General features: G+C 68.7%; 21 protein-coding genes and 3 tRNA genes. 13 read left to right on the top strand and 11 right to left on the bottom strand.

The features are described 5' to 3' along the window. Positions 1-440: 440 nt before the first annotated feature. Entirely contained in the window at positions 441-1,220 is a 780-nt protein-coding gene (locus tag ACLBXO_RS23220) for a helix-turn-helix domain-containing protein (RefSeq protein WP_447686835.1), read from the bottom strand. Between the two features lie 682 nt (positions 1,221-1,902). Then, positions 1,903-2,283: a hypothetical protein gene (locus ACLBXO_RS23215; protein WP_447686834.1), complete on the bottom strand. Its 381-nt coding sequence runs from the start codon at positions 2,281-2,283 to the stop codon at positions 1,903-1,905. A 457-nt stretch (positions 2,284-2,740) separates the two neighbouring features. Here ACLBXO_RS23215 and ACLBXO_RS23210 point away from each other — a divergent pair, with 457 nt between their 5' ends. Together ACLBXO_RS23210 and ACLBXO_RS23205 are read left to right on the top strand one after the other, a co-directional pair. Next, positions 2,741-3,046: a hypothetical protein gene (locus ACLBXO_RS23210; RefSeq protein ID WP_447686833.1), complete on the top strand. Its 306-nt coding sequence runs from the start codon at positions 2,741-2,743 to the stop codon at positions 3,044-3,046. Positions 3,047-3,096: 50 nt separating this feature from the next. Then, complete coding sequence (locus tag ACLBXO_RS23205) at positions 3,097-3,354, top strand: hypothetical protein (protein WP_447686832.1); 258 nt, start codon at positions 3,097-3,099, stop codon at positions 3,352-3,354. Positions 3,355-3,469: 115 nt separating this feature from the next. Here the strand turns inward: ACLBXO_RS23205 and ACLBXO_RS23200 are convergent, their stop codons facing one another. The 3 genes from ACLBXO_RS23200 to ACLBXO_RS23190 are packed head-to-tail and all read right to left on the bottom strand — an operon-like array spanning position 3,470 to position 5,308. Then, entirely contained in the window at positions 3,470-4,042 is a 573-nt protein-coding gene (locus ACLBXO_RS23200) for a hypothetical protein (RefSeq protein ID WP_447686831.1), read from the bottom strand. Then, positions 4,032-4,406: an STAS-like domain-containing protein gene (locus ACLBXO_RS23195; RefSeq protein WP_447686830.1), complete on the bottom strand. Its 375-nt coding sequence runs from the start codon at positions 4,404-4,406 to the stop codon at positions 4,032-4,034. The genes ACLBXO_RS23200 and ACLBXO_RS23195 overlap by 11 nt, the downstream gene beginning before the upstream one ends. Positions 4,407-4,411: 5 nt before the next feature. Further along, on the bottom strand, positions 4,412-5,308 hold the full coding sequence (locus ACLBXO_RS23190) for a hypothetical protein (protein WP_447686829.1): 897 nt from the start codon (positions 5,306-5,308) through the stop codon (positions 4,412-4,414). A gap of 519 nt (positions 5,309-5,827) precedes the next feature. On the opposite strand from ACLBXO_RS23190, the gene ACLBXO_RS23185 reads away from it, so the two are divergent. Further along, a complete protein-coding gene (locus ACLBXO_RS23185; protein ID WP_447686828.1) occupies positions 5,828-6,277 on the top strand; it encodes a hypothetical protein in 450 nt (149 codons plus the stop codon). Positions 6,278-6,630: 353 nt separating this feature from the next. Here ACLBXO_RS23185 and ACLBXO_RS23180 read toward each other — a convergent pair whose 3' ends face one another. Further along, a complete protein-coding gene (locus ACLBXO_RS23180; RefSeq protein WP_447686827.1) occupies positions 6,631-6,843 on the bottom strand; it encodes a hypothetical protein in 213 nt (70 codons plus the stop codon). A gap of 247 nt (positions 6,844-7,090) precedes the next feature. Here ACLBXO_RS23180 and ACLBXO_RS23175 point away from each other — a divergent pair, with 247 nt between their 5' ends. Next, a complete protein-coding gene (locus ACLBXO_RS23175; protein WP_447686826.1) occupies positions 7,091-7,495 on the top strand; it encodes a hypothetical protein in 405 nt (134 codons plus the stop codon). 158 nt (positions 7,496-7,653) lie between these two features. Here ACLBXO_RS23175 and ACLBXO_RS23170 read toward each other — a convergent pair. The 3 genes from ACLBXO_RS23170 to aroA form a co-directional block, all read right to left on the bottom strand. After that, positions 7,654-7,729 (bottom strand) — tRNA-Lys (locus ACLBXO_RS23170). A gap of 92 nt (positions 7,730-7,821) precedes the next feature. Beyond that, a complete protein-coding gene (gene cmk / locus ACLBXO_RS23165; protein ID WP_447686825.1) occupies positions 7,822-8,460 on the bottom strand; it encodes a (d)CMP kinase in 639 nt (212 codons plus the stop codon). A 5-nt stretch (positions 8,461-8,465) separates the two neighbouring features. Continuing rightward, on the bottom strand, positions 8,466-9,815 hold the full coding sequence (gene aroA / locus ACLBXO_RS23160; RefSeq protein WP_447686824.1) for a 3-phosphoshikimate 1-carboxyvinyltransferase: 1,350 nt from the start codon (positions 9,813-9,815) through the stop codon (positions 8,466-8,468). A 266-nt stretch (positions 9,816-10,081) separates the two neighbouring features. On the opposite strand from aroA, the gene ACLBXO_RS23155 reads away from it, so the two are divergent. From ACLBXO_RS23155 to ACLBXO_RS23145, 3 genes are all read left to right on the top strand, one after another. Then, a complete protein-coding gene (locus ACLBXO_RS23155) occupies positions 10,082-10,468 on the top strand; it encodes a TIGR02300 family protein (protein ID WP_331313086.1) in 387 nt (128 codons plus the stop codon). A 164-nt stretch (positions 10,469-10,632) separates the two neighbouring features. Further along, a tRNA-Ala gene (locus ACLBXO_RS23150) sits at positions 10,633-10,708 on the top strand. A 55-nt stretch (positions 10,709-10,763) separates the two neighbouring features. Continuing rightward, a tRNA-Ala gene (locus tag ACLBXO_RS23145) sits at positions 10,764-10,839 on the top strand. Positions 10,840-11,078: 239 nt separating this feature from the next. Here ACLBXO_RS23145 and ACLBXO_RS23140 read toward each other — a convergent pair. After that, the gene (locus ACLBXO_RS23140) at positions 11,079-11,567 is read right to left on the bottom strand and encodes an Lrp/AsnC family transcriptional regulator (RefSeq protein ID WP_447686823.1); all 489 of its coding nucleotides are present in this window, start codon (positions 11,565-11,567) and stop codon (positions 11,079-11,081) included. A 195-nt stretch (positions 11,568-11,762) separates the two neighbouring features. Between ACLBXO_RS23140 and mdeB the strand changes: the two genes are divergently transcribed. From mdeB to ACLBXO_RS23110, 6 genes are all read left to right on the top strand, one after another. Then, positions 11,763-14,438 (top strand): alpha-ketoglutarate dehydrogenase, encoded by a 2,676-nt coding sequence (mdeB, locus tag ACLBXO_RS23135; RefSeq protein WP_447686822.1) that lies wholly within the window; start codon positions 11,763-11,765, stop codon positions 14,436-14,438. Between the two features lie 75 nt (positions 14,439-14,513). Beyond that, the gene (locus ACLBXO_RS23130) at positions 14,514-15,890 is read left to right on the top strand and encodes a 2-oxo acid dehydrogenase subunit E2 (RefSeq protein ID WP_447686821.1); all 1,377 of its coding nucleotides are present in this window, start codon (positions 14,514-14,516) and stop codon (positions 15,888-15,890) included. 11 nt (positions 15,891-15,901) lie between these two features. Further along, a complete protein-coding gene (lpdA, locus tag ACLBXO_RS23125) occupies positions 15,902-17,635 on the top strand; it encodes a dihydrolipoyl dehydrogenase (protein ID WP_447686820.1) in 1,734 nt (577 codons plus the stop codon). Positions 17,636-17,979: 344 nt separating this feature from the next. Beyond that, positions 17,980-18,564: a hypothetical protein gene (locus ACLBXO_RS23120; protein WP_447686836.1), complete on the top strand. Its 585-nt coding sequence runs from the start codon at positions 17,980-17,982 to the stop codon at positions 18,562-18,564. A gap of 35 nt (positions 18,565-18,599) precedes the next feature. Continuing rightward, the gene (locus tag ACLBXO_RS23115; RefSeq protein ID WP_331313078.1) at positions 18,600-19,010 is read left to right on the top strand and encodes a DUF2147 domain-containing protein; all 411 of its coding nucleotides are present in this window, start codon (positions 18,600-18,602) and stop codon (positions 19,008-19,010) included. A 104-nt stretch (positions 19,011-19,114) separates the two neighbouring features. Then, positions 19,115-19,384 carry a hypothetical protein gene (locus ACLBXO_RS23110; protein WP_447686819.1) on the top strand — a complete coding sequence of 90 codons (270 nt, stop codon included), beginning with the start codon at positions 19,115-19,117 and terminating at the stop codon, positions 19,382-19,384. 92 nt (positions 19,385-19,476) lie between these two features. Here ACLBXO_RS23110 and alaS read toward each other — a convergent pair whose 3' ends face one another. After that, complete coding sequence (gene alaS / locus ACLBXO_RS23105) at positions 19,477-22,155, bottom strand: alanine--tRNA ligase (RefSeq protein WP_447686818.1); 2,679 nt, start codon at positions 22,153-22,155, stop codon at positions 19,477-19,479. Positions 22,156-22,225: the final 70 nt, after the last annotated feature.

The following is a 22,225-nucleotide window of genomic DNA, read 5'->3' as shown; positions in this document are numbered from 1 at the left end:
CGGACTGACCGGGCAGATAGGTCTCCTCGACGAGGCGCACCTTCTCCTGCGTGGTCCAATGCCGACGCCGCTGGACGGAGGTGATCACCTCGACGCGTTCGGCGCGGGGCGGGTCGTTAGAACTCACGATACGGTCGGTCATAGGCACACACTTCCATAAGCGTGAGCCCCTGTCTGGTCATTTTGGGGGCTACTTCAGCCTTGCTGGGGTGGCGCATCACTCCTCTCGTTCGTTATACCGGCCGCCGACATGATGCCACGGCATGGCCCGGGCGATATACGACCCGCGCACGATTCTCATCGGCTCGCACGGCTGGGGTGGCCCGCCGCCCCCCGGCAGCATCCCGCCTGCTCCGCTGTCGCGTCGGCCGCAGGATTGAGCTCCAACCCCCAGGAGCCTGGGCCGGCCGCTCGCCGTCCACGCGAGCGCAGCGGCCGGGCTAGGCGCCTGCACCGCGCGCCGCAGGCCGGGTGGTGCGATTCGCGCGTGCAGCGGGCCCCTGCGCCGGCCTAAACCGGGCGGTAGCCCCCTTAAGATTTCTCCCGATATCCGTGCTGGGAACAGATTGGCCCCCACCCACCAGATCGGTGCGGGCGCTACGCGGCAGGCGCAGGCGCAGCCAGCTGGCCCACTGGGCGCTGGCGATCCGGACCACGTTGGTGTCGTTGCGGAACCCGGTGATCCGGCGCAGCTCGATGGTGATAAGGCCAACCAGCACGGCCTGCCGCATCGCGCGCTTGGCGGTGGTGATCGAGACGCCGGCCAGGGCCGCGATCGCGCCCATGGCCAGGGTGCAGCTGCCCCGAGCAGCGATGTGCTTGCCCAGCACGGCCAGCACGGCCTGCTCGCCCAGGGTGAAGCCGGCAGCGAGCTTGGGGGGCAGGAAGCCGGCCGCGGCCCAGTGCCGGCGCCGGCCCATGCTCTCAGGCTTGCGCGGGCGCGATCCCGTGCCGTGGTGCGGCCGCCGGGCCGTAGCATCCATGGCAGGCGCCGGTGCCATGGATGGCAGCACCTGGGCACACGCGGCTGCCAGGGTCCGGCCGCGCGCCGGATTCGCCTGCCCTACTCGGCGCCGAGCGGCCAGTAGGCCGTCCAGCTGCTCGTATTCATCATCGGTCAACCCGCCTGCGCCGTAGGCCTGGGCCATCGCGGACGCCACAGCGGCGAGCTTGTCCAGCGCCGCCGCGTCGATCGCAGCACGCATATGGTCGAACACCATCCTCGCGGTCCCTTCCGGGCCGCGCTCCAGGGTCCAAGCAAGCCGATCCTGTTGCCGGGGTTGGCGCCCCAGCTTGACACCCGAGGTGCCGCATGGCTCTTGAGGAGGTGGTGGACCGGTCCTCTTGAGGCCCAGGTTCTCGACGGGCTCCCGTTTGGCGACGGGGGCCCGTTGGCTTTTCAGGGTCTATCGCGCGGCGGTTGCACCTCCTGCTCCATCAGCAGAGCACCACGCGTAACGTCGGCCGATTCCGCTCGCAAGACCGAGCGCAGTAATCGAGTGCGGCTGTTCTTGATGGCCTTGGCGGATTTCTGTTTGCGAGGCGTGCGCGGCTTTCGGATGCTCAATGCGGCGGAGCCATTTCGGGTCAGCCGGTCGCCATCGTACGGAGACGACTTGCGGGAGCGTGGTAGGCGATCCTGAACGACGATTGCAGCGTTGACTGACGCTGCAGCTATCCCGCCATGCGCCATTTCGCAGGCGGCAGATCCAGATCCGGTGTGGGCGCTTCCCGCCGATAGTAGCGCCGCCGATCGCCAGTAACTACCTCGGCCAGCCCGGCGATGGCGTGCACGATCTGTTCGGTGGGCTCGTACAGAGGACCCTGCGGCTTTGCCCTGCGGGGATGAAGCCGAACGGCATGCGGGCCGGCCCCTCGAGGCCTCGGCCCGCGCCTGCGATCTCAGGCATTCAGCGGACCGATTTGGTGGCCATGCAACTGGTGACGAACCAGGGCGAGCAGGCCCGCCTGCAGCGGGGTGCTGGCATCCCTCACCGCCTTGTCCACCGCGGCCGCCATGGCGTCTTGGATGGAGCCGCGGGGCGCCTGAGGATCTTCGATCATCAGATAGCCGATGGCCTTGTGCAGGATCTGCAGCTTCCCTTCGCCCGCCAGTGGTCGGCTGGTGACGGAGCTAACCACGTCCAGCAGCGTGTTAATGGGTTGATCTTCATCGATGATGAAAGCAGCCGCTCCACCATCGAGTGCACGAAGCTGCTGGAGTGCGTCATCCAATATCGCACCCAATTGGTCACAGGTCATTGTATCGCGGTCCATATTCATGGTGCCCCCCGTGCTGAACTGCGGATAAATCACAGGGCCATCTATGCCCGCGCCCAATTGGTAGCTAATCTTTCACGTGCCAGTCAAGACAATGCTTAAATAAATATGCCGATAGTGTGCCGTCTGATTAAGCAAACATGCTTCGTGTTTATGATCTAATCGACAGATAGGCTGCCCATCATCAGATATCTCAGCAGCTTAAGCTGCCAGATAATTGGCCGCGGCCGGCATATGCATATGGTTCGTGTGCACGCTGTCGCAACGCGCTTCTCTGTCCGCCTGATGGCTCATGCGGGTGAGAGGCAGCCCATCCGCGCAAGCCACCACGCAGGGCTTCCTTAACCGCGCAGTCGCACGCTGACCCTGGCTGCCGATGAGTAGCTGCACCGAGGGCATTCGCTGGATCACGGCCTGTACGCCGACGTGCGTGGGGCCGTTTATGCGAACGAGGTCAGCGATGCGTGGCTCTCTTCTTCGGACTGGCAGCGCAGCTGCCCTAATCGCCGTGACGATCTGTGGCTCAATGGCGCCGGCCCAGGCGGGCGGCGGCATCGGTGTCGGCGGTGCGGTCGCTCTGGGCGCGATCGGCGGCCTTGCTGTCGGCGGCGCGATTGCCTCGGCCAACAACGGCTACTATCCGGGCCGGCCTGTCTATCGCGCCCCGCCGCCGGTCTACGTCGAGGAGGTCTGCCACATCGAGCGCCGCGGCTTCATCGACCCCTACGGCGTCGAGCACATCCGGCGCGTCCGCGTCTGCGAGTAGCCGCGAGGCCGAGCGCCGTGGGTAGTGCCGCAGCGAGGCCCGCCGATCACATGCGCTTCGAGGCACTTCTGGCAATCACAGGGCTCTGCAGCATGCTGGCTGCCTGCCAGTGGCAGGACGCCAGCACATTCACGCTGTACCGCAGCTCCGTCCTCAGCGATTGGGCGCGCATCCACGTCGCCACCTTTGATGCAGCTGACGGGGAAGCCTACAACCGAGAGTACTGCACCACGGCTGCGGGGCTGTTCGGTGGTCAGCCGGGCACGCGGACACGGTTCTGGTGCGAGAACGGACGGTTCCAGCCCTGAGGCTACATGGCGCAACTTCCGGCCGCTGGCGTACAATTATCTACCACCGAACGAACGCAGGCAGGCCGGACAAGCCATATCGGCTCACTGGTCCTCATGCAGCGTCCCCGATGTGTTAGGCTAATACATCCGAGTTTCTCAGTATGTATGGGTTGCCAGTTATGATCGTGAGGCCGCAGTCGTAGAAATCACCGTCGTCTGTCATGAAAAATGCCTGCTCCTTAGAACAAAAATCACGCAGGACGATGTCGGTAAAGTCTAGATTTCCCTCATAAAATTCATTGATTACATTGTCGATAACGCAATGACCACCCGCCGGTATATAGGTACAATCGCGAGTCAGATCGAGACAGTTCTGACGGATTTCATCCATGGCGGGTTCGAAATCTACCGACTTTCTGACGTTTTTGAATTGTCGAGGGTCGGTGAGGATGCCCTTGGATTGACAGTGCAGATCGTAAGCAATTTTAATGCATCTATTCGCAAACTCGCTTATAACATAATCCGTCACCAATATCTCATTGTCGTTACGCAATAGATCGCTATATGCAGCGCTATAGTTGTTAACTTTGTTTTGATCTGCGCCCTGGTTAACGCCGTTTATGAATATCCATATATTCGTATCAAACAGAATTCGCTGCCGCGAGATAACGTTGGCGGCGGCAATCCGATAAGCTTTACTCCTCATCTTCAGCCTCTTCTTCAATTCCAGTGACAACCCGGAACGAATTTTTGGCGCGTTCAGGATCGCTGAAGAAAGCTCTTGCTCTATCAACGACAAGTTTCAATTGAGTGAGCTGACGTTTATCGGCGTCAATTGGCGGAGCCAAATGTTGACGAAGTGTCTCTTGGGAAAACTCCCCATATAGTTGACCAATCGCAGCGTTCAGGAAGGCTGTCGTCATTCGTGTGACGCTGGAAAAAGAGACAAAAACTCTGCGGCCTTCCGCAATGTGGCGATAGATTACTTCATGAACTTTGTGTCCATCTGGGGCAGAAACGCAGATGCCGCTGCCGACTATCCGGGCTATGCTGACTTGTACTTCTCTCATAGTCGTCACCAAATGCTGTAGGGATCGGGCGAGATTTTCAGCTCGTACGATTGCCTATCAGATGAATTTATCTCCAAGACGACGGCGGTTCCGGGGAATGCCATCGGCAGCCTTCTTTTGGTGACGTGCGTCCCATATTGAGACCAGTACCCATTGTTCGATACGACGGTAATTTTTCCCTTATTTTTTTCTATGAACTCGCGCAGAATTTTCGAACCTAGGCCGCCCGGAACGTCGCCATCTTTAGTTGTGTTGAATGGCTCCATTGCCCATCCGATTGCATCCTGCGGATTGAGTCTGATCCCAAGCTTGTCGCTCACTGCGCGCTGTATTCCTTGACCTATATCGACAATGCTCATTGAAATGAAATTTTTTATCGGGTAAAATTGCCCCCCAACGATGATAGGATATTTGGTCCTGGAATGCATCGCTGAGTTTTCAAACAACTCGCCAACGCCTTCGTAGAATTTTTCCCGTAGGGAGACAGTCATTCTAGGCATTTCGGGGCGTGAAAGATATTTCTTTGCATAGATGGCGAATTCTTTGCCGCCGTCTACTGCGAAAGTTGTGACCGGCATGACCGTATTGAACTTGTCGGCACGCTCTTCCAGAACAAATCTGTTTTTGCAGAACGTTGCATGGATGGCAGGCGCCACATTTGCCAAACGAACAGTATTGCCGTTGATTGATGCTCGGTTGACCACCGCTTGGAGGCACGGTGTCAGATGCCCATCGATACGGTCGACGCCGGTGAGGTCAACCGTCACGTCTGAGTCGCGAAAGGGCAGCATCTGCTGGTGAAGCCTAGCGATCAGGCTGAACCCGCTGACGGTGCTATGGACGCGCTCGGCCAAGCGCGCATCCGGCTGCCGCGCGAAGAAGACGACCTTGCTCTGTCTCAAGGGCACCTCCTCTACATCCTGCCTCAAGGTTGGGAAGCCATAGGCGACCGTCTGAAAGAACGCAAAAATCCGTCGTGTCAGTCGCGGGGGGGGGGCTCTAAGTTCGCCTATGGAGCCTCAAACCTTTCTGCCTTTCCTGGTCGAGGATTGCGCACAGCCTTGAGGCGGAAATTCGAGCGTCGACGGGCTTCGATTTCGCAGACGAGCGCCCGCTACCTCTAAGATCGAGGCCAAGCGCCGGCTCGCGGACGAGTATGATGCCGCGCAGCAGCGGGGCGAGGTTGGTCAGCGCACCGGCCGGCCGAAAGTCGTTCCAATAGAGAACGACTTTCACACGCCAGCCGCGGCTGATCTCGGCCTGACCCGCAAGGCTATCCACGAGGCCCGGCAACTGCGTGACGCCGAGGCGGCCGAACCCGGCGTGATCCGGCGCACGCTGGATGCCCGCCTTGCAGAGGGCCAGGAGCCCACCAAGGCCGCCGTGCGCGTGTAGGATGCAGGCGCTCGGAGGAGACCACCTTGGACCACGATACCGACACCGGGGCCCGATTTTGGCAGGCCCATACAGAAGCCGCCAACCGCGCGGAGGCCACAGCGCTGCTGATCCGCTGCGGCTACCGTGTGTACCGGCCGGAAGCGGACATCGAGGGCGAGGACCTGGTGGTGCGCGATCCCGCCGGCACGCTGGCCGGCGTGCAGCTGAAAGGCCGCCCCCTGGTGGACTGGCGCCGCTATGGTGGCCGGCAGCTGCTGATGCTGTTCCCGTCAGCCCCATACGCGCCCGGGATGGCGCGGACGTGGTACCTCGTGCCCCACGATCCGTTTTACGCCTGGGTAAAGGCCCGGCACGGCCACACCCCGAAGTGGGGCGACCTGTGGCACTACCCGTCGATCGGCTGGGATCTGGCGGCATTCCTGGCGCCGTACGAGGTGCGACCGCCGGCAGAGCAGCAGGACGAAACGCCCTAGCGCTCCCCAGGCCTGCACGCGGGCCTCGGCGAACTGCCGTGCGCCGTGCGCCAGGGCGGGCTGCGCGATGCCATCCTGCACAGCGCGGGGGCCAACGCCGCGCATGGCCTGCGCCGCACAAACGCGGACAAGCGCCGCGCCGCGCTGATGCTGCTGCAGGACGAGGAGTGGGGGGCGTGGGCGGATCGCGAGATCGCCCGGCGGTGCGCGGTGGACCACAAGTTCGTGGCGAAGCAACGCACGCCCATCACTGGGGATATCCCCAGTCAGGATCACGTGCGCACGTACCGGGACCGGCACGGCAACGTGACCCGGATGGACACCGCGCGGATCGGCCGGCGAAAGGTTGGAGCTCAATCCCCGCTGTCGCCGTCCCCAGCGTCGTCGCCGGCGTCCAGCAGCCAGTCGGGTATCCCGGGCAGGACTTCCCCCGCCACCTCGCCGGCGGTCGTTAGGGCCCGGTCCAACTTAGCTTCCGTGTACTCGCCCCGCACCTCGGCAAACAGCTCACGCGCCAGCCGATCGAGTTCGTCGTCCGATAGCTTCTGGCCGGGCTCGTCCGTCATAGGTGCCTCCCGAGCATCGGCCGCTCGGCCCCACCCCGATCTGCTCACGGGGTGGGGGAGCGTCCGATCTCACCAGCGGTGGGCCGATACGCAACATGGCCCAGTACCGTCGTACCTGGGATCCGTTGAATAGCGGTTTCGAAGCTTCAGACCCAGCTGTCCCACTGCGGGCATGCCCGTCCTAGTTGCGCACTGTATCCACGATAAGCATTCTGCTGAGCCGAAGAGGGCGAGCGAGGCGGCAGCAATGAACCTGTTCCGGCTCGGAACCGCTTTGGCGGTGGTTGGGGTCCTGCTCGTCGGCGGCTCTGTCGCATGGTGGCAGAAATTCTATGCCGAGGTTGCCGCATTCTTAGGCACTCAAGCTGATCCGCCGTTGCAGTGCTTGTACTCGGTCGACGGCCCCTGTGGGCAGGTGATCGAGCTAGCGGCCATGGTTGGCGCCAACCCCTATCGTCCTGGCCTCTTCTGGATCGGCGCTGTTGCCCTCGTGATCGGTGGGGTTCTGGAATTCGCGGCTAAGCCGTCTCGGCGCGTTGCAGATGCAGGACGGCCCGAAGGCGAGCGCTTGATCGTCCCCGGCCCCGATGGTGTGAGCAGCGAGGAATGGGAGCGGTTCAAGGCCGCCGCCTTACCGAAGGACAAACCTTGATCGGCGTGCCGGCCCTGTCAGTCTGCAAGGAGACTTCGGGACGAAGCGGGCTGGCATCCATCGGAAGGCTGCGGGTGCTACCCCGGTGCAACCCGGGCTCCCCGCGGGGAAGCACCGAATTCGTAAGCCGCTGTAAGGCGCTGATTTTGCTGGCAGAATGGTGAGCGCGCTGGGACTCGAACCCAGGACCTACAGATTAAAAGTCCGTTGCTCTACCAGCTGAGCTACGCGCTCGCGTCCCGGGCCGCGCGGCGGCCCGTCGGGGACGGCGCGTCCGCAATAGGTGAGCGGGCCCGGGGGGTCAACACGAGGGAGGTGGACAACCCTCAGGGCGCGTCGCCGCGGGTCCGCTCGACGATGCCGCGGGCCTCGTCGAAGGCCGCGTCCGCGTCGAGCTCGGTGGTGTCGAGCCGGACCGCGTCGTCGGCCATGCGCAGGGGCGCGGCGCTGCGGGAGGCGTCCCGGGCGTCGCGGGCCTCGATGTCGGCCAGGATCGCCGCGAAGGTCGCCGCCTCGCCGCGTCCGGCCAGCTCCCGGTGCCGGCGACGGGCGCGCTCCTCGGACGAGGCGGTGATGAACAGCTTCACCGAGGCTTCCGGACAGACCACCGTGCCGATGTCGCGCCCGTCGAGCACCGCCCCCTGCGGGTCGGCGGCGAAGCGGCGCTGCCACGCGAGCAGCCCGGCGCGAACCTCCGGCACCGACGAGACGCGGGAGGCCGCCTCGCCCATCGCCCGCTCGCGCAGGCGCGGATCGTCGAGCCGGCCGGCGTCGAGGGCCTGGGCGGCGCGCGCCGCGGCCGCCGCATCATCCAGCGACAGGCCGGCATCGACGAGCGCCAGCGCCACCGCCCGGTAGAGCAGCCCGGTGTCGAGATGCGGCAGGCCGTAATGATCGGCCAGACGCTTGGCGAGAGTGCCCTTGCCGGACGCGGCCGGTCCGTCGATCGCGATGACGAGCGGCATGGCGGTCAGGCCTCGATCCGGCCGCCGAGGGCCTGCATGGTCGGCAGGAAGCTCGGGAAGCTCGTGGCGATCATCGCGCCGTCATCCACGGTGACCGGATCCCGCGCCGCGAGCCCCATCACGAGGAACGCCATGGCGATGCGGTGGTCGAGTTGGGTCGCGACCGTCCCGCCGCCGGGCGCCGCTCTGCCGTCGCCCTCGACCACGAGGTCGTCGCCCTCGACCGTGTGGCGGACGCCGTTGGCGGCGAGCCCGGCCGCCACGGCGGCGAGCCGATCCGATTCCTTCACGCGCAGCTCGTGCAGGCCGTTCATCCGGGTCCGGCCCTCGGCGAAGGCCGCCGCCACCGCCAGCACCGGGTACTCGTCGATCATCGCGGGTGCGCGCTCGGCCGGGACGTCGACGCCGGTCAGGCGGCTCGCGCGCACCCGCAGGTCGGCCACGGTCTCGCCGCCCTCATCCCGCTCGGCCACGCGCTCGATCTGCGCGCCCATCTCCAGGAGCGTCGTGATCAGCCCGATGCGCAGCGGGTTCATCATCACGCCCTCGATCACCACGTCGGAGCCCGGCACGATCAGCGCCGCCACAAGGGGGAACGCCGCCGAGGACGGGTCGGCCGGCACCACCACGTCGGTGCCGCGCAGGGTCGGCTGTCCGGTGAGCGCGACCTTGCGGCCGTGCCCGCCCGGCCCGTGCGGCTCGACGCTCACCGCGGCGCCGAACAGGCGCAGCATCCGCTCGGTGTGGTCGCGGGTCGCGGCCGCCTCGATCACGGTGGTGACCCCGGGCGCGTTCAGGCCGGCGAGCAGCACCGCCGATTTGATCTGCGCCGAGGCCGCGGGCGTCTCGTAGGTGATCGGGATCGCCTCCCGGGGACCCCGCAGGGTCAGGGGCACCCGGCCGCCCTCGGCCTCGGACAGAACCTGCGTGCCCATCCGGGTGAGCGGGTCGAGGATGCGGCGCATCGGCCGCGAGCGCAGCGAGGCGTCCCCGTCGAAGGTCGCGGTCACCGGCTGCCCGCCGACCACGCCCATCATGAGCCGCGAGCCGGTGCCGGCATTGCCGAAATCGAGAACCTCGGCCGGGTCGCCGAGGCCGCCGATGCCGACGCCCCGGACCCGCCAGCTTCCGGCCCCCAGGCGCTCGACCCCTGCCCCGAGCGCCCTGGCGGCGGCGGCCGTGCGCAGGACGTCGTCGCCCTCCAGGAGGCCCTCGACCCGCGTCTCGCCCTGGCTGAGCAGGCCGAGGATCATGGACCGGTGCGAGATCGACTTGTCGCCGGGCGGGCGCAGGCGTCCGCGCAGCGGGGCGCCCGGCGCGGCGGTGAGGGGCTGGGGACTCGAATCGTGCGACACGGGACGTCCGTTCGGGCTCTGAGACGTGGGTCTGGATCCGGCGCGTCGCGCGGCCCTGCCGCGGCGCTGCAATCGGACGGTGAAATCGCCGCGCGGTTAACACGGGCACCGCCCGGCGTCATCCATCCGTTACCCGCGCCGATCCTCGGCGACGGGCCGCCGGGGCGTCGCCCGGAATGCCCGCCGCGGGCTCGATTGACAGGGGCCGCCACCGCGACTAACGGGGCCCCTCCCCCGAGACAGTACTGACGACGAGGTGTCCGCCCGTGGCCCGACCGGAACTTGGCTTGAAGCGCCAGTGCATGAGCTGCGGCGCGAAGTTCTACGACCTCGCCCGCGATCCCGCCGTCTGCCCGAAATGCGGCGCGGTCTATCAGGCGGTGGCCACCTCCAGCCGTGCGGCGCCCCCGGCGCTGTCGCGGAGCCCGGCCAACACCGACGATGAGGACGAGACGGACGAGAAGGGGCCGGAGATGGTCTCCCTCGACGAGGTCGAAGCCGCCGAGGACGACGCGGATCCGACGCCCGAGGACGACTCGGTCGAGGACGGGGATTCCTCCGACGACGACACCTTCCTGGAGGAGGAGGATACCGGCGACGACGACGTCTCCGACCTCATCGACGGCGATATCGAGAACGACGAGGAGGGCTGAGGCGGCCTCCGACTCCCCGGCCTGCCCCCGGTCGCAAAAACGCCGGGCGGCCGCGAAAAAGGGGGTTGAGTCCGCGATGCGAGCCGCCTATAGAACCGGCCTCGCCGCCCGCGACCCGGACCGGCGAGACCCCGCGGTACCCAAACCGCGGTGGATGTAAAAGTGGGGCCTTAGCTCAGCTGGGAGAGCGCTTCCATGGCATGGAAGAGGTCATCGGTTCGATCCCGTTAGGCTCCACCATCCCACCCTCGCGCGACGCGGCCCTGTCGGGAACGCGGACCGCCGTTTAAAATATGGGGCCTTAGCTCAGCTGGGAGAGCGCTTCCATGGCATGGAAGAGGTCATCGGTTCGATCCCGTTAGGCTCCACCATCCCACCCTCGCGCGACGCGGCCATCCCGGCCTTCCGCGCCGTCAAGCAGATCCACACCGCACGGTTCCTGCGCGCGGAGCGAAGCGATCCCGTCGGCGCGACGACGACGGAGGTCGCGCGATCCTCGGTCCTTGCGCTCTGATCGTTATGGCGGAGAGGATACCGCCCGAGGGCTTCAGGCGAGAACCGTCTTTGCCGATCGGGCCCGCATCGGGGCTCCACGCTGGACCAACCCGGCTCAGCGGGTCAGGTGCCCGAGCGGGAGCGCGGTCGTGTACTTCACCTGCCCCAGGGCGAAGCTCGAGCGGATATTGGCCACCCCGGGGATCCGCGTGAGGTGGTCGAGGACGAGTCTCTGGTACTGGCCCAGATCCTCGACCACGACCCGCAGCATGTAGTCGGCCTCGCCGCTCATCAGGTAGCACTCCATCACCTCCGGACGGCTGCGCACCGCCGCGTCGAAGGCCTGGAGCGCGGCCTGGGTCTGCTTCTCCAGAGACACGTGGACGAACACGTTGACCGCGAGCCCGAGGCTCAGCGGGTCGACCACCGCCACGCAGCCGCGGATCACCCCCGCCTCCTTCAGGTCATTGACGCGCCGCCAGCAGGGCGATGTCGACAGGCCCACCCGCTCGGCGAGATCGGCGATGCTGATCTCGCTGTCCTGCTGCAGGCACTCCAGGATGCGCAGGCTCGCGGCGTCGAGGGTGGCCGGCCGTGCGGGCATGGTTCGATCTCCGCTCTCCCGCCGCATCGCGCGGCCTCGTGTACCGGGCCGACCGGTCGCCTCAGCGGTATGTTTTGCCGCCTATCGCTCTCATGGCGGAATATCAATCCGCCGAACCCCGCGTCGCGGCAAATATCCGGCATGTCCCGCCGTCGCGATCCCCGTATGATCGCGCCAATCAGGGAGGCCGCGCCGATGAACGCCATACCGCCGAAAGCCACAATCGCGCGGTCCGCCGAGGTGGATCACGACCCGGCCGAGACACAGGACTGGCTGGCCGCGCTGGAATCCGTCTTCCGCACCGAGGGCGCGGCCCGGGCCCGCTTCATCCTCGACCGCCTGGAGCGGCGCTCGAAGGAGATCGGCATCCTCGACGAGGCCCTGCCTTATTCGCCCTACCGGAACACGATCGCGCTGGAGAAGCAGCCGCGCTACCCCGGCGACCTCGACATCGAGGAGCGCCTGACCTCGATCATGCGCTGGAACGCCCTCGCCATGGTGGTGCGCGCCAACATGGCCTACGGCGAGCTCGGCGGCCACGTGGCGAGCTACGCCTCGGCGGCGGAGCTGTTCGAGGTCGGCTTCAACCACTTCTTCAAGGGCGGCACTGACGGCGACCTCGTCTATTTCCAGCCGCACTCGGCGCCGGGCGTCTACGCGCGGGCCTTCCTCGAGGGCCGGCTGTCCGAGGAGCAGCTGAAGCACTACCGCCAGGAGATCGCCGGCGACGGCCTGTGCTCATACCCGCATCCCTGGCTGATGCCGGATTTCTGGCAGGTTCCCACCGGCTCGATGGGCATCGGCCCGATCCACGCGGTCTACCAGGCCCGGTTCATGCGCTACCTCGGCGACCGGGGCCTCGCCGACACGACCGGCCGGCACGTCTGGGGCGTGTTCGGCGACGGCGAGATGGACGAGCCCGAGTCGATCGGCGGCCTGGCGCTCGCCGCGCGCGAGAATCTCGACAACCTGACCTTCGTCATCAACTGCAACCTGCAGCGGCTCGACGGACCGGTGCGCGGCAACGGCCAGATCATCCAGGAGTTGGAGAGCCTGTTCCGCGGCGCCGGCTGGAACGTCATCAAGGTTTTGTGGGGCTCGGAGTGGGACGGGATCTTCGCCCGCGACACCAACCACGCCCTGCTGCGCCGCTTCGCCGAGACCGTCGACGGCAAGTACCAGACGCTCGGTGCCAAGGACGGCGCCTACAACCTCGCCCACTTCTTCGGTGAGGACCCGGAGGTGCGCGAGCTCGTCGCCCACATGTCGGACGCCGACGTCGACCGGCTGAAGCGCGGCGGCCACGACTTCCGCAAGCTCTACGCGGCCTTCGCGGCCGCCAAGGCCACCAAGGGCCGGCCGACGGTGATCCTGGCCAAGACCAAGAAGGGCTACGGCATGGGCGGCGCGGGCGAGTCGCGCATGACCGCCCACCAGGCCAAGAAGCTCGACGTCGACGCGCTGCGCGCCTTCCGCGACCGCTTCGCCCTGCCGCTGTCGGACGCGCAGGTCGAGGGTCTGGCCTTCTACAAGCCGGCCGAGGACGGCGCCGAGATGCGCTACCTGCGCGAGCGCCGCGAGATGCTGGGCGGCGTCCTGCCGGCCCGCCGCCGCACGGCGCCGACCGTCGCCGTCCCGGCGCTCTCGACCTACGCGGGCTTCGCCCTCGAGGCCGGTGGCAAGGAGATGTCGACCACGACCGCGGTGGTGCGCCTGTTCGGCAACCTCCTGAAGCACAAGGATCTCGGGCCGCGCGTCGTGCCGATCGTCGCCGACGAGGCGCGGACCTTCGGCATGGCCAACCTGTTCCGGCAGGTCGGGATCTACGCGCCGCAGGGGCAGCTCTACGAGCCGGAGGATGCCGGCTCGATGCTCTACTACCGGGAGGCCCGGGACGGGCAGCTGCTCGAAGAGGGCATCACCGAGGCCGGGGCGATCTCGTCCTGGACGGCGGCGGCCACGTCCTACAGCGTCCACGGCCTGTCGATGCTGCCGTTCTACATCTACTACTCGATGTTCGGCTTCCAGCGGGTCGGCGACCTGATCTGGGCGGCGGCGGATCAGCGCGCCCGCGGCTTCCTGATCGGCGCCACGGCGGGCCGCACGACGCTGGGCGGCGAGGGCCTGCAGCACCAGGACGGGTCGAGCCACATGCAGGCGGCCGCGATCCCGAACTGCCGGGCCTACGATCCGGCCTTTGCGTACGAGATGGCGGTGATCGTCGACCGGGGCGCCCGGGCGATGATGGAGGAGGACGAGGACGCCTTCTACTACCTCACGGCGATGAACGAGAACTACGCCCAGCCCTCCATGCCGCACGGGGCGGAGAACGGGATCCTGAAGGGCATGTACCGGCTGTCGGGACCCGAGTCGGGAAGTGCCGCCGTGCGGCTCCTCGGCTCCGGGGCGATCCTGCCGGAGGTGATCGCGGCGGCGGCGATGCTCGCGCAGGATTTCGGCGTCGCGGCCGAGGTGTTCAGCGTGACGAGCTTCAGCGAGCTGGCCCGCGATGCCCGAGAGGCCGAGCGGCAGGCGATGCTCCACCCGGAGGCCGAGGCGCCGGTCAGCCACGTCGCGGCGCTGCTGCCGGGCTCCGCGCCCATCGTGGCGGCGAGCGACTACGTCCGGGCCTACCCGCAGCTGATCGCCTCCTACGTGGGCGCGCGCTTCGTCGCCCTCGGCACCGACGGGTTCGGGCGCAGCGACACCCGCAACGCGCTCCGCCGGTTCTTCGAGGTCGACCGGCAGCACGTCGTCATCGCCGCCCTGCACGCCCTGGCCGAGGCCGGCACGGTGCCGCGCGCCGCGGTGGCTGACGCGATCCGCCGCTACAACATCGCGGCGGACGCGCCCGCGCCCTGGACGATCTGAGGCCGGGCGCCCCGTCGAGGGGCGCCATCCGCCCCACCCCTTCACCGAACGCCCGACCCACGGAAATCCGACCGCATGAGCGCCGCGCTGCAGATCGCCCTCCCGGATATCGGCGACTATCGGGACGTGCCGGTCATCGAGCTTCTGGTGAAGCCCGGCGACCGCCTCGCGGTGGACGACCTGATCCTCAGCATCGAGTCCGACAAGGCCACCATGGAGGTCCCCTCCCCGGTCGCCGGCATCGTGCGCGAGTTGCTGGTGTCGGTGGGGTCGAAGGTGTCCGAGGGCACGCCGATCCTGACGGTCGAGCCCGCCGAGGGCGGTGGGGGCGCACCGGTGCCGGACACGTCGCCCGCTGCCGGGCCGTCGGCGTCCTCCGAGCGGAGCGCGGTCCCCCTCTCCCGGTCGGGAGAGGGACCGGGTGAGGGATCAGGGCTCTCCGGAGATGGCATCTCCCTCACCCCGGCCCTCTCTCGAACGGGAGAGGGCGCCGGCCGCGCCGCGCCGGAGCCGATGCGGGCCGACCCGATCGCCGCGACACGCGGCGACGTGCATGCCAGCCCGTCGGTTCGCCAGCTCGCCCGAGAGCTGGGCGTCGGGCTCGACCGCGTCGCCGCCACCGGGCCGAAGGGGCGGATCCTGCGCGAGGACGTCCACGCCTTCGTCAAGGCGGCGCTCAGCGCGCCGGCCCAGGCGCCCGTCGCCGCGTCCGGGATAGGCGCCGGCCTGCCGCCCTGGCCGGAGGTCGACTTCGCCAAGTACGGGCCGGTCCGGCGCGAGCCCCTCTCGCGCATCCAGAGCCTCTCGGGGGCAAATCTCAGCCGCAACTGGCTGACGATCCCGCACGTGACAAACTTCGACCGAGCCGACATCACCGAGATCGAGTCGTTCCGGGTCGGCCTCAACAAGGAGACGCGCACGCCGCCCGCTCGGGTCACCATGGTGGCCTTCCTGATCAAGGCGGCGGCCTCGGCGCTGCGCGCCTACCCGCGGTTCAATTCCTCCCTGGAAGGCGGCGACCTCGTCCTGAAGGACTATGTCCATGTCGGCTTCGCGGTGGACACGCCCAAGGGCCTGATGGTGCCGGTGGTGCGCGACTGCGACCGCAAGGGCCTCATCGAGATCGCCACCGAGATGGCCGCGATGGCCGAGAAGGCCCGGTCCGGCACGCTCCCGGGCTCCGACATGCAGGGCGGCTGTTTCTCGGTCTCGTCGCTCGGCGGCATCGGCGGCGACGGCTTCACGCCGATCATCAACGCTCCCGAGGTCGCCATCCTGGGCGCGGCGCGCTCGCGCACCGAGGCGGTGTGGGACGGCGAGGCCTTCCAGCCGCGCCTGATCCTCCCGCTCAGCCTGTCCTGGGACCACCGCGTCGTGGACGGCGTCGCCGCCGCCCGCTTCCTCGGCCACGTGGCCTCGGTCCTTTCGGACCTGCGCCGCGCCCTCCTGTGACCGTCGCCGCCATGCCCGAGACCCTCGACATCCGCGTCCCCGATCTCGGGGACTACGCCGACGTGCCCGTCATCGAGATCCCGGTGGCGCCCGGCCAGCCGGTCGCCGAGGACCAGACCCTGCTGGTGGTCGAATCCGACAAGGCGACGCTGGACATCCCCTCCCCGGCGGCGGGGCGCCTCGTGGAGATGCTGGTCGGCCTCGGCGACACCGTCTCGGCCGGAACCCTCGTCGCCCGCCTCGCGGTCGGCGTGACCGACTCGCGCGGCGAACAGGCCCCTGCGCCCGCCGCTGCCCCGGGCCCCGCGCCGGATCCCGCCGCGCCGGCGCCGAAGCCGCAAATCGGCGCAGGCTGCGACCTCCTGGTGATCGGCGGCGGACCGGGCGGCTACTCGGCCGCCTTCCGGGCCGCCGATCTCGGGCAGCGCGTCGTCCTGGTCGAGCGCCACGCGACCCTCGGCGGCGTCTGCCTCAACGTGGGCTGCATCCCCTCGAAGGCGCTGCTCCACGTCGCTGCGGTGACCGAGGAGGCCGTCCGGCTCGCCGCACACGGGATCAGCTTCGGCGCGCCGACGGTCGATCTGGAGAAGCTGCGGACCTTCAAGGCCGGCACCGTCCGCCGTCTCACCGACGGGCTCGCCCAGATGGCGCGCCAGCGCAAGGTCGAGGTGGTCCGCGGGACAGCCCGCTTCACCGGCCCCGACACGGTCTCGGTGACGCTGCACGATGGCGGCACGTGGGACGTCTCCTTCGCCGCCGCCGTCGTGGCGGCGGGCTCGTCGCCGGTGGCCCTGCCGATGCTGCCGGACGATCCGCGGATCGTGAACTCCACCGGGGCGCTGGAGCTACCCGCCGTGCCGCACCGGCTCCTGGTGATCGGCGGCGGCATCATCGGCCTGGAGATGGCGACCGTCTACAGCGCGCTCGGCGCGCGGGTCGACGTGGTCGAGCGCCTGCCCGGCCTGCTCGAGGGCGTCGACCGGGATCTCGTCAGCGTCTGGACGAAGCGCAACGCCCACCGTTTCGACCGGATCCTGACGGGGGTCGAGGTCGTCTCCGCCGAGGCGGATTCGGACGGGATCGCCGTGACGTTCTCGGGAGACGCCGAGCCCGGAACCTACGACCTCGTGCTTCAGGCCGCCGGCCGCCGGCCGAACGGCGCGACGCTGGGTCTCGACGCGGCCGGCGTGGCGCTGGACGGCGGCTTCGTGCCGGTGGACGCCCAGATGCGCACGAATGTTCCGCACATCTTCGCCATCGGTGATTGCGTCGGCCAGCCGATGCTCGCCCACAAGGCGGTGCATCAGGGCCACGTCGCCGCCGAGGCGGCCGCCGGGCACAAGGCCGGCTTCGACGCCGCCGTCATCCCCTCGGTCGCCTACACCGACCCGGAGATCGCCTGGGCCGGCCTCACCGAGACGTCCGCGAAGGCGGCCGGGCGGGCCGTCGAGGTGGCGCGCTTCCCCTGGGCGGCCTCGGGCCGGGCCATCGCCAACGGCGCCGATTACGGCCTGACAAAGCTGCTGTTCGACGCGCGGAGCAAGCGCGTGGTCGGCGGCGCCATCGTCGGCCCGAGCGCCGGCGACATGATCGGCGAAGTCGCGCTGGCGATCGAGATGGGCGCCGACGCCACCGATATCGGCCGGACGATCCATCCGCACCCGACCCTCGGCGAGACGATCGGCCTCGCGGCGGAGGTCGGCCTCGGCCTGTGCACCGACCTGCCACCGGTCGCCCGTCGGTAGGGGCGCGGCGGGAGCATCGCCGCCGCTGCCGGGAGCCTCGACGGATCGCCGCGTCTTGTATAGATCTCGGTCCGCGTCGCCGACTCGGCCGGAAATCGGCCCGGCCGCGACGTTCTGCCGAGCCTCGACGCTGCGGCACGCGGCGAAGATCTGGTGGCTCATCTGGGAGGACATGATCCAAGATGCTGTGGCACCTCGGAAAGTCTTTCCGCCATGCCGTCCACATCTTGCCGTCACGGGCCTTGGATCGATCGGCGCGCGGTCGCGCGCGGCGCGCGAAGCCCGGTCCGGTATCACGGTTGCCGGTCCTGGCCCTCGCGGCGCTCCTGGGATCGGTCGCGGTGATGGGGTCGCCGAGCTGGGCCCGCGATCCCGCCGCGGCGGCGGAGCTGGTCGACGCGGCGTCGCCCGCTGACGGACCGCAGGCGCTCATCGCCTCGCTGCGAAGCCGCATCCTGGCGGCGCACAGCGCGACCTTCGCCCTCGAGAGCTGGTGCGCCGACTACAAGCTCGCCGGAGACCCGCACCTCGTCGCGGAGCGCGTGTCCGTGGCCGACAAGCCCCTGACGGCCGCCCAGCGCGCACGTCTCGCGATCGGCCCGGACGAGCCGGTCCGCTACCGCCGCGTCCGCCTCGCCTGCGGGGACCGCGTCCTGTCCGAGGCAGACAACTGGTACGTGCCCGCCCGGCTCACGCCGGAGATGAACGCGACGCTGGACACCACCCGCACCCCGTTCGGCCGGGTCGTGCGCCCCCTCGCGCCGGTGCGCAGCACCGTCGAGGTGCGCGCGCCGGTCCAGAGCGCGGCGCCCGGACCGAACGATCCGCTCTTCGAGATCGATGCCGTGCTGTCGACCGGTGCCGGGCAGCCGTTCTGCGAGGTCGTCGAGACGTATCTGGGCGGTGCGCTGCCGCGGGCATCGCGGTAAGAACCCGACCGCGTTCTCGGTTGGGAGGAACAGGAATGGGTTCGAGTCTTCGTCGCACGATACTGGCTCTGCTCGCCACGGGCGCGGTCTGTGGACCGGCCCTGGCGGCCGATCCGGCGGGCGTCTGGCTGACGGAGACCGGCAGCTCCCGGGTCCGCATCGCGCCCTGCGGCGGCGGCTTCTGCGGCACGATCATCAGCGCCCCCGGGAAGGGGCTCGACGCGAAGAACCCGGATCCGGCCCTGCGCGGCCGCAGCGTCGTCGGCGTCCAGATCCTCGACGCGCGCCGGCCCGAGGGCGGCGGCTTCTCGGGCTCCCTCTACAATCCGAACGACGGCAAGACCTATTCCGGCTCGCTGAAGCTCACCGGGCCCGACTCGCTGGAGGTGTCCGGCTGCGTCATGAGTGTGTTCTGCAAGCGGCAGACTTGGACGCGCGTGAAGTGATCCCGGGCGGCCGGCACCGGGGCGAGACGGTGCCGCGTCGCAACAACGCAGGATCGATTGCGCGCGACTGAGGTTGCCTGGGTCTGGAACCAGCAAGGATTCTCATGACCCGCACCTGTCTCGCCGCCCTACTCGCCCTCGCCACCGTCGCGCCGGCCAGCGCCCAGGTCGAGGCCCGGCCTGTCGCGCCCGCTCCCGGTGCGCCGGGCGTCGTCAGCCAGCAGAGCGACGCCACCGGGATTGAAGCCGCCGTGAACTACTCGCCCACCGGCCGGCCGGCCGACACGATCTCCAGCAACTCGGCGGCGGCGGGCAACGCCAACCAGCCGTCGCGGGTCGCGCCGCAGGGCGGCGCTGGCGGCGGCAACAAGTAACGGTTTCATCACCGGCGCGGCGATCCGGCCCGGATCGGTCGCCCCCCGGGCCGCATCGGCGACGATGCGGCCTCTTCATGTGCCTGTGTGTCTCAGGCGGCCTCGGTGAGGGCCTGCGCGACGGCGTCGAGGGCGGCCTCGGCCCCGGCCCCGTTCGGGCCGCCGGCCTGCGCCATGTCGCGGCGGCCGCCGCCGCCCTTCCCGCCGAGAGCACCGGCCCCGGCCCGGACCAGCCCGACCGCGTCGTAGCGCGCGGTCAGGTCGTCGGTGACGCCGACCACCAGGCCGGCCTTGCCGTCCGGTCCGATGCCGACCACCGCCACGATGCCGGAGCCCAGGCGCTTCTTCTCCTCGTCGACGATCGGCTTGAGGTCGCGCATGTCGAGCCCCTCGATGACGGAGCGGCGGAAGGCCACCCCGCCGATCTCGGTCTGCTGCGCGCCCGAGCCCGGGCCGCCCTCGCCGCCCATGGCGAGCTTGCGACGGGTCTCGGCCAGCTCGCGCTCCAGGCGCCGCCGGTCCTCCATCAGCGCGGTCAGGCGGTCGGGCGCCTCCGCGACCGGCGCCTTGAGGATACCGGCGAGCGCCGCCAGCGTCCGGGCCTCCTCGGCCCGGTGACGGCGCGCCGCGTCGGCGGTCAGCGCCTCGATCCGGCGCACGCCCGCGCCCACCGCGCTCTCGGCCACGATGGTGATCGCCCCGATATCGCCGGTGCGCGCGGCGTGGGTGCCGCCGCAGAGTTCCACGGAGAAGTTCCTGGCGCGCGGTTGCGCGGCGTCGCCGTCGACCGGCAGCCCCATCGAGACCACCCGCACCTCGTCGCCGTACTTCTCGCCGAACAGCGCCCGGGCGCCCGACGCGATCGCGTCGTCCACCGCCATCAGCTTCGTGACGACGGGGCTGTTCTGGAGCAGCACCGCGTTGGCGATGTCCTCGACGCGGCCGAGCTCGTCGGCCTCGATCGGCTTCGGGTGGCTGATGTCGAAGCGCAGCCGGTCGGGGCTGACCAGCGAGCCCTTCTGGGCGACGTGGTCGCCCAGCACCTGCCGCAGGGCCTCGTGGAGCAGGTGGGTGGCCGAGTGGTTGGCCCGGATCGCCCTGCGGCGGGCTGTGTCGACCTTCAGCTCGACCGGCTGGTCGAGGCTCACCGTCCCCTCCTCCACGGTGACGTGGTGGACGAACACGTCGCCGAGCTTCTTCTGGGTGTCAGTCACCCGCGCCCGCACGCCCGGCGCCAGGATCAGGCCGGTATCGCCGACCTGGCCGCCCGACTCGCCGTAGAACGGCGTCTGGTTGACGAGGACGAGGCCGGTCTGGCCCGCCTCCAGGGTCTTCACCTCGGCGCCGTCGCGCAGGAGCGCGGTCACGATGCCCTCGGCGGTCTCGGTCTCGTAGCCCAGGAACTCGGTGGCGCCGACGCGCTCGCGCAGGCCGAACCACACCGTCTCGGTCGCCGCCTCGCCCGAGCCCTTCCAGGCCTCGCGGGCCGCCTGCTTCTGGCGCTGCATCGCGGCCGCGAAGGCGTCGGTGTCCACACCGATGCCGCGGGCCTTGAGGGCGTCCTGCGTCAGGTCGAGGGGGAAGCCGTAGGTGTCGTAGAGGGTGAATGCGGTCTCGCCGGAGAGCTTGTCGCCCTCCCGGAGGTCGCGGCTCTCGGCGTCGAGGATCGACAAACCCCGCTCCAGCGTGCGCCGGAAGCGGGTCTCCTCCAGCTTCAGGGTCTCGGCGATCAGGCTCTCGGCCCGCATGAGCTCCGGGTAAGCCTGGCCCATCTCGCGGACCAGCGTCGGCACGAGGCGGAACATCGTGGGCTCGCGGGCGCCGAGAATCTCGGCGTGGCGCATGGCGCGGCGCATGATCCGGCGCAGCACGTAGCCGCGGCCCTCGTTGCCCGGCAGCACGCCGTCGGCCACCAGGAAGGAGGCCGCCCGCAGGTGGTCGGCGATCACCCGGTAGGACGCCATCGTGGCCGGCTCCGGCGCCCGCGAGACCGCGTGGGCCACGGCGTCGATCAGGGCGCGGAACAGGTCGGTGTCGTAGTTCGAGTGCACGCCCTGGAGGATCGCCGCCATGCGCTCCAGGCCCATGCCGGTGTCGATCGACGGCCGCGGCAGCGGGTTCCGGACACCCGGCTCCAGCTGCTCGTACTGCATGAACACGAGGTTCCAGAACTCGAGGAACCGGTCGCCGTCCTCGTCCGGGGAGCCGGGCGGGCCGCCCTGGAGCGCCGGGCCCTGGTCGATGAAGATCTCCGAGCACGGGCCGCAGGGGCCGGTGTCGCCCATCTGCCAGAAATTGTCGGAGGTCCCGATCCGGATGATCTTGTCGTCGGAGAAGCCGGCGATCTTCTTCCACAGGCCGGCGGCCTCGTCGTCGTCGGCGTAGACGGTGACGAGGAGCTTGTCGGGCTTGAGGCCGAATTCCTTGGTGATCAGCGTCCAGGCCAGCTCGATCGCCCGGTCCTTGAAGTAGTCGCCGAACGAGAAGTTGCCGAGCATCTCGAAGAACGTGTGGTGGCGCGCCGTGTACCCGACATTGTCGAGGTCGTTGTGCTTGCCGCCGGCGCGCACGCATTTCTGCGCCGTCGTCGCCCGGTCGTAGGCGCGCTTCTCCATGCCGGTGAAGACGTTCTTGAACTGCACCATGCCGGCGTTCGTGAACATCAGCGTCGGGTCGTTCTTCGGCACGAGGCTCGAGGACGGCACGACCTCGTGGCCTGCCTTGGCGAAGTAGTCGAGGAAGGTCGACCGGATCTCGTTGACGCCGCTCATCGGGGCTGACTCTGGCAGTACGGACGGGAAAGGGCGGCCGCGCGTCATCCGCCCGGCGCCCGCATGGCGC

This window comes from Methylobacterium sp. C33D, from assembly GCF_053345825.1.
Note: the sequence above shows the minus strand (reverse complement) of the source record. Positions and strands in the feature narration are given on the sequence as shown.

What these genes read in the sequence shown, in the direction of transcription:
- ACLBXO_RS23220 (WP_447686835.1), bottom strand. Translation starts at nt 1,220, where the DNA reads ATGGTGTTCGACCATATGCGTGCTGCGATCGACGCGGCGGCGCTGGAC.
- ACLBXO_RS23215 (WP_447686834.1), bottom strand. Translation starts at nt 2,283, where the DNA reads ATGAATATGGACCGCGATACAATGACCTGTGACCAATTGGGTGCGATA.
- ACLBXO_RS23210 (WP_447686833.1), top strand. Translation starts at nt 2,741, where the DNA reads ATGCGTGGCTCTCTTCTTCGGACTGGCAGCGCAGCTGCCCTAATCGCC.
- ACLBXO_RS23205 (WP_447686832.1), top strand. Translation starts at nt 3,097, where the DNA reads ATGCGCTTCGAGGCACTTCTGGCAATCACAGGGCTCTGCAGCATGCTG.
- ACLBXO_RS23200 (WP_447686831.1), bottom strand. Translation starts at nt 4,042, where the DNA reads ATGAGGAGTAAAGCTTATCGGATTGCCGCCGCCAACGTTATCTCGCGG.
- ACLBXO_RS23195 (WP_447686830.1), bottom strand. Translation starts at nt 4,406, where the DNA reads ATGAGAGAAGTACAAGTCAGCATAGCCCGGATAGTCGGCAGCGGCATC.
- ACLBXO_RS23180 (WP_447686827.1), bottom strand. Translation starts at nt 6,843, where the DNA reads ATGACGGACGAGCCCGGCCAGAAGCTATCGGACGACGAACTCGATCGG.
- ACLBXO_RS23175 (WP_447686826.1), top strand. Translation starts at nt 7,091, where the DNA reads ATGAACCTGTTCCGGCTCGGAACCGCTTTGGCGGTGGTTGGGGTCCTG.
- cmk (WP_447686825.1), bottom strand. Translation starts at nt 8,460, where the DNA reads ATGCCGCTCGTCATCGCGATCGACGGACCGGCCGCGTCCGGCAAGGGC.
- ACLBXO_RS23140 (WP_447686823.1), bottom strand. Translation starts at nt 11,567, where the DNA reads ATGCCCGCACGGCCGGCCACCCTCGACGCCGCGAGCCTGCGCATCCTG.
- mdeB (WP_447686822.1), top strand. Translation starts at nt 11,763, where the DNA reads ATGAACGCCATACCGCCGAAAGCCACAATCGCGCGGTCCGCCGAGGTG.
- ACLBXO_RS23130 (WP_447686821.1), top strand. Translation starts at nt 14,514, where the DNA reads ATGAGCGCCGCGCTGCAGATCGCCCTCCCGGATATCGGCGACTATCGG.
- lpdA (WP_447686820.1), top strand. Translation starts at nt 15,902, where the DNA reads ATGCCCGAGACCCTCGACATCCGCGTCCCCGATCTCGGGGACTACGCC.
- ACLBXO_RS23120 (WP_447686836.1), top strand. Translation starts at nt 17,980, where the DNA reads ATGGGGTCGCCGAGCTGGGCCCGCGATCCCGCCGCGGCGGCGGAGCTG.
- ACLBXO_RS23115 (WP_331313078.1), top strand. Translation starts at nt 18,600, where the DNA reads ATGGGTTCGAGTCTTCGTCGCACGATACTGGCTCTGCTCGCCACGGGC.
- ACLBXO_RS23110 (WP_447686819.1), top strand. Translation starts at nt 19,115, where the DNA reads ATGACCCGCACCTGTCTCGCCGCCCTACTCGCCCTCGCCACCGTCGCG.
- alaS (WP_447686818.1), bottom strand. Translation starts at nt 22,155, where the DNA reads ATGAGCGGCGTCAACGAGATCCGGTCGACCTTCCTCGACTACTTCGCC.